Origin of the sequence: Actinoallomurus acaciae, assembly GCF_042429965.1 — a bacterium.
Lineage (GTDB): Bacteria > Actinomycetota > Actinomycetes > Streptosporangiales > Streptosporangiaceae > Actinoallomurus > Actinoallomurus acaciae.
Map to the genome: position 1 here is coordinate 1 of NZ_JBHLZP010000551.1, position 5,200 is coordinate 5,200.

Consider the following 5,200-nt stretch of genomic DNA (forward strand, 5'->3'; position numbering starts at 1 on the left):
GGCCATCGCCCGCTGTGCCCACGGCTCGGCGGGGACGACCGTCTTCGCCGGCGCCGCGCACTGGACCGCAGCCCGGGCCGGTGCCGGGACACCGGTCAGCGCGCCCCCGGCGACGACCGCCGCGACCGCACGCATCCACACCCCGGCCATCCCGAAGCGACGGCGACCGCTGGCCGGGGTCGGGTACGGCCCGGTCATCGTTGGTCTCCTGTCGTCCACTGGACCGCAGCCCGGATCGGTATCGGGACACCGGTCAGCGCGCTCCCGGCGGTCGAACGCATCCCCATCCCGGCCATCTCGAACCGAGGGCGACCGTCGGCCGGAGTCGGGTACGGCCCCGTCGTCGGTGGTCTTCTGTCGTGCGCTGGACCGCTGCCTGGGGCTGGCACCGGGACGCTGGTCAGCGCGCCCCGGCCGAAGCGACGGCGACCGTCGGCCGGAGTCGCGTACGGCCCCGTCATCGGTGGTCTCCCGGTGAGAGCCAGCCGACCTGGAGCTGGGTGGCGCTGCGGCGCGTCACCACGAGACCGCGTCCCGGTGGGAACTGCCGGGGGCGCATGCCGTTCAGCAGCGGCATCTCGTTCGGCGGGCAGGACAGTGCCAGGTCCGGTGTGTTGGACTCCTGCAGCCGCCGTACGACCGCGTCCATCGACAGGCGGCCCGAGCCGGCCGCGTTTCGGGCCAGTACCACGTGCAGGCCGATGTCGGCCGCCTGTGGCAGCAGGTCGATCAGCGCGTTGAGCGGGCCGCCCATCGGGCCGGTGAGCAGGTCGTAGTCGTCGACGATGATGTACACGTCCGGGCCCTCCCACCAGTCGCGCCGGGCGAGCTGAGCCGGGGTCACGTCGGCGCCGGGCATCCGCTCGCGCAGCCGGGTCGCCATGCTCTCGACCAGTTCGCCCGCGGCCGAGGAGGAGAACGCGAAGCCCCGCCGGTACTCCTCCGGCACGGCCTCGAGCAGCGCGCGGCGCGAGTCGATCACGATCACCTCGGCCTCGCCCGGGCGGTACGCGCGTGGGATGGCCTCGGCGATGAGCCGCAGCACGCCGGTCTTGCCGCTCTCGGTGTCGCCGAGGACGGTCAGGTGAGGCTGGGTGTCGAAGTCGTGCCAGACCGGGGCCAGGTCCGCCTCGCCCCAGCCGAGCGCCACCCGCATGTGGCCCTCCGGGCCGGGCAGCCGACCGGCGGGCAGCACCGCGGGCAGCATGCGTACGGGCGGCGCGACCGGCCCCTCCCAGGAGTCGGTCACGCTCTCGGCCATCATCCGGGTCGCGTCCGCCAGGTCGTCCGTACGCGACCGGCCGTCGATCCGGGGGATCGCGGCCAGGAAGTTCATCTTGTCCATGGTCAGGCCGCTGCCCGGCGTACGGGGCACCCGCCCGGCCGCCCGCATGTCGATCACCGAGTCGATCGCGTCGCCCAGGCGCAGCTCCAGCCGGGTGCCGAGCTGGTCGCGCAGCACGCTGGGGATGTCGGACCAGCGGCCGGAGCTGACCATCAGGTGCACGCCGTACGTCAGGCCCCGCGCGGCGAGTTGCCGGATCGGGCCGTCGTGCTCCTCGAAGTCGGCCCGCAGCGACGCCCAGCCGTCGACGACCAGGAACACGTCGCCGTGCGGGTCGTCGGCGAAGTCTCCCTCCCGCCGCAGGGCACGGTAGGCGGCCATGTTCTCGATGCCGTGCTCGGCGAAGAGGCGCTCGCGGCGGCTCAGCACGGCCTGCACCTCGGCGATGGTCCGGCTGATCCGCTCGGTGTCCATCCGCCCGGAGACGCCGCCGACGTGGGGCAGCTCCGACAGCGTCGACAGCGTCCCGCCGCCGAGGTCCACGCAGTAGAACTGCGTCTCGACCGGGGTGTGGGTGAGCGCCAGCACCGAGATGAGCGTGCGCAGCAGCGTGCTCTTGCCCGCCTGGGTGCCGCCGGCGATGCCGACGTGTCCGCCGACGCCGGACAGGTCGACCATCATCAGGTCGCGCACCTGTTCGTACGGTTTGTCCACGACCGCCACCGGCACGACGAGACCGCCGCGTCCCGGCCAGGTCGCCGGGGTGAGGCCGAGGTCCGGGTCGGGCACCAGCGGCGGGAGCACCTGGTCCAGCGTCGGAGGGTCGGCGAGCGGCGGCAGCCACACCTGGTGGGCCGGCGGGCCGGCGTCCCGCAGCCGCGCGACGGCGACCTGCAGCAGGGTCTCGACGTGCTCGTCGGCCGAGGGCGTCCCGGGGAGCGCCGGAACGGGCTCGTGCGCCGGCGGCGCCGCGGGCACCTGGACGTGCGCCGAGCTGAACGGCACGACCTGGCGGCGCACCTCCTCCTGGCGCTGTTCGGCGGTCCGCCGGCGGTAGCGGCCGGAGACGTACGCGGCCTTGAACCGGACGAGCGTCGCGACGTCGGAGCGCATGTAGCCGTTGCCGGGGGCGTTCGGCAGCTGGTACGCGTCGGGCACGCCGATCACCGAGCGGCTCTCCATGGCCGAGAACGTCCGCAGCCCGATCCGGTACGACAGGTGGCTCTCCAGCTTGTGCATCCGCCCGTCGTCGATGCGCTGTGACGCGAGCAGCAGGTGGACGCCCAGTGACCGGCCGAGCCGGCCGATCATCACGAACAGCTCGGAGAAGTCGGGGTGGGAGGCCAGCAACTCGCTGAACTCGTCCACGACGACGAACAGCGTGGGGAGCGGGTCGAGCAGGGCGCCGTTCGCGCGGGCCGCCTCGTACTCCCGTAGCGAGCTGTAGTTGCCCGCCCGCCGCAGGAGCTCCTGGCGGCGCATCATCTCGCCCTGCAGGGCGTCCTGCATGCGCTGCACGAGGGGCGCCTCGTCGGCCAGGTTCGTGATCACCGCCGAGGTGTGCGGCAGCCCGTCCAGCCCGAGGAAGGTCGCGCCGCCCTTGAAGTCGACGAGCACGAAGTTGAGCACCTCGGAGGAGTGCGTGATCGCCATCGCCAGCACCAGCGTGCGCAGCAGCTCGCTCTTGCCGGACCCGGTCGCGCCGATCAGCAGGCCGTGCGGGCCCATGCCGCCCTGAGCGGACTCCTTGATGTCGAGCTCGACCCGGCTGCCGTCCTCGGCGATGCCGATCGGCACGCGCAGGCGGTCCGGGCCGTCGGCGCGCGGCCACACCCGGGACGGCTCCAGCGCGTCCAGGTCGCCGACGCCGAGCAGCGTGCCCAGGTCGAAGTCGGTGAGCATCGGCTCGGCCACGTCGGCCGTCGCGCCGAGCCGGAAGGGGGAGATCGTCCGCGCCAGCGCGGTCGCCCTGGGCACGCTGAGCCGGTCGGGCCGCCCCAGCGACGTGCGGATCTCCTCACCGCCCCGGTCGAAGCGCACCATCTCCATCGCCTCGTCGGTGACGTCCAGCCGCAGCGTGCCGCGTCCCGGGCTCATCGGCAGGCCCGAGGAGACGTTCAGCACGATCGAGTTGCGGTACCCGGTGCCGGCGAGCCGCGACTCCGCCGGCACCTCCACGCCGTCCACGACGATGACGACGTACGGCTCGTCGCGGGTGGGCGTGGCCCCGGGCTCGAACCGCCCGCGGCCCTCCATCTCCGTCGAGAGCAGGGCGTCGAGCGCGTCGATGCCGTCGGCGTACAGCCGTGCCTGACCCGCGCCGTCCTGCTCGGTGCCGTGCTGGTTGTGCGGCAGCCACTTGGCCCAGTCCCACTCTTCGGCGTGCTCGGGCGCGGCGCACACCGCGACCCGCAGTTCGTCCGGCGAGTGGAAGGTGACGAGCTGCCCCAGCAGCGCGCGGATCAGCTCGCGCCCGGCCGTCTCGTCGCCGCGCAGCCGTAGCTGGGCGAACCCGCGGAGGAACACCGCGGCCGGCAGATCGGTGACGGTCGTGTACGCCCGGATGAACCGGCGCAGCGCCCGTGCGCACAGGGGTTCGAGGTCCTCCACCGGCTTGGTCTGCATCGGGGTCATCGTCATCGCCAGCCGCTGCGGGCCGGTGCCGATGCGCACCTCGGCGAAGTCGGGATGGGTCGGGCGCCGCTCCCACAGGCGGCCGCTCATCGCCACCGACCAGAGCCCGGCCGGGTCGGGGTGCTGCCACGCCAGCGACTCGCGCTGCGCCGTCGCGACGGCCCGCACCTTCTTGCGGGTCTGCGCCAGGTAGCGCAGGTAGTCGCGGCGCTCGCCGCGCATCCGCCGCTTGCGTTCGCTCGTCGCCCGCCCGACCTGGCCGAACACCATCGTCATCGACGTCATCGCCATCAGCCCGGCGGCCAGCAGGCCCAGGCCCGGCCTGGACGGCGAGACGAAGAGCAGGATCGTCATGCTCGAGCCGATCGCCATCGGCAGGTACATGAGCAGCATGCCGAGGTTGCCGGTCGGCGCCTCCGGCAGCACCGGTGGCTCCTGCAGCGACAGCTCGCCGCCGGGCATCTCGGGCGGTGACTGCCGGGGCGGTCGCCGGAACAGCGTGGTACTCACGGGCTCAGGTCCTTCCCGGGGCGTCGTCGTGACCCCTCTCCCTTAGCCACGGATGCCGGCCGCCGGAGGGTTTCGAGTCGGCTTGTGTTTCCGGCGAGTGAACTCTCTGCGAACCGGCAGCCGTGTTCTGGGCATGTCGACTCCGCAGACACTGGGCTCCGGCGAGATGTGCCGGCTGACGATTTGCGGCCCGGCCTCCCGGATCGAGCTGGCCGTTCCCGCACACGTTCCGGTCGCCGATCTGCTCCCCACGTTCCTGGAGCACCTGGGACCCGAGCTGGCCGCGGCCGGCTTCGGACATGACGGCTGGGTGTTGCAGCGGCTCGGCGAGCCGCCCCTGGACGAGGACCTCGGCACGGCCGCTCTGGGCCTGTACGACGGTGACGTCCTGCACCTGCGACCGCGCGCCGACCACCTGCCGCCGGTCGACTTCGACGATCTGGTGGACGGCGTGGCCACCGGGACCGCGGACCGGCCCGACCGGTGGCGGCCGGAGACGACACGACGGTTCGTACTCGGGCTGGTCGGCACGGTGCTCGCCGTCGGCATGGCGGTCGCGCCGATGAGCGGTACGGGAACGCTGGCGGCGCTGACGGCCGGAGCGGCGAGCGTCGTCCTGCTGCTCGGCGCGGCCGCCGCCTCACGTGCGCTCGGAGACCGTGCGGCGGGCATCATCCTGGCCGCCGGGGCGATCGGCTTCACCACGGTCGCGGGGCTGGCGCTGCCCGCCGGCGACGGAAGGCACCTGACCGCGGCGGCGCTGGTGAGCGC

The 5,200-nt window shown here is 73.5% G+C and carries 3 protein-coding genes; 1 reads left to right on the top strand and 2 read right to left on the bottom strand.

Features of this window, described 5'->3' with window-relative positions; genetic code table 11:
* Both ACFFNX_RS41530 and eccCa read right to left on the bottom strand, forming a co-directional pair.
* Window positions 1-198: hypothetical protein (locus ACFFNX_RS41530; protein ID WP_378211685.1), on the bottom strand; the 198-nt coding region annotated here is incomplete at its 3' end.
* A 259-nt stretch (window positions 199-457) separates the two neighbouring features.
* Entirely contained in the window at window positions 458-4,429 is a 3,972-nt protein-coding gene (gene eccCa, locus ACFFNX_RS41535) for a type VII secretion protein EccCa (RefSeq protein WP_378211687.1), read from the bottom strand.
* A 133-nt stretch (window positions 4,430-4,562) separates the two neighbouring features.
* Between eccCa and eccD the strand changes: the two genes are divergently transcribed.
* Window positions 4,563-5,200 (top strand): type VII secretion integral membrane protein EccD (gene eccD / locus ACFFNX_RS41540; RefSeq protein WP_378211688.1); only part of this gene is annotated, 638 nt, incomplete at its 3' end.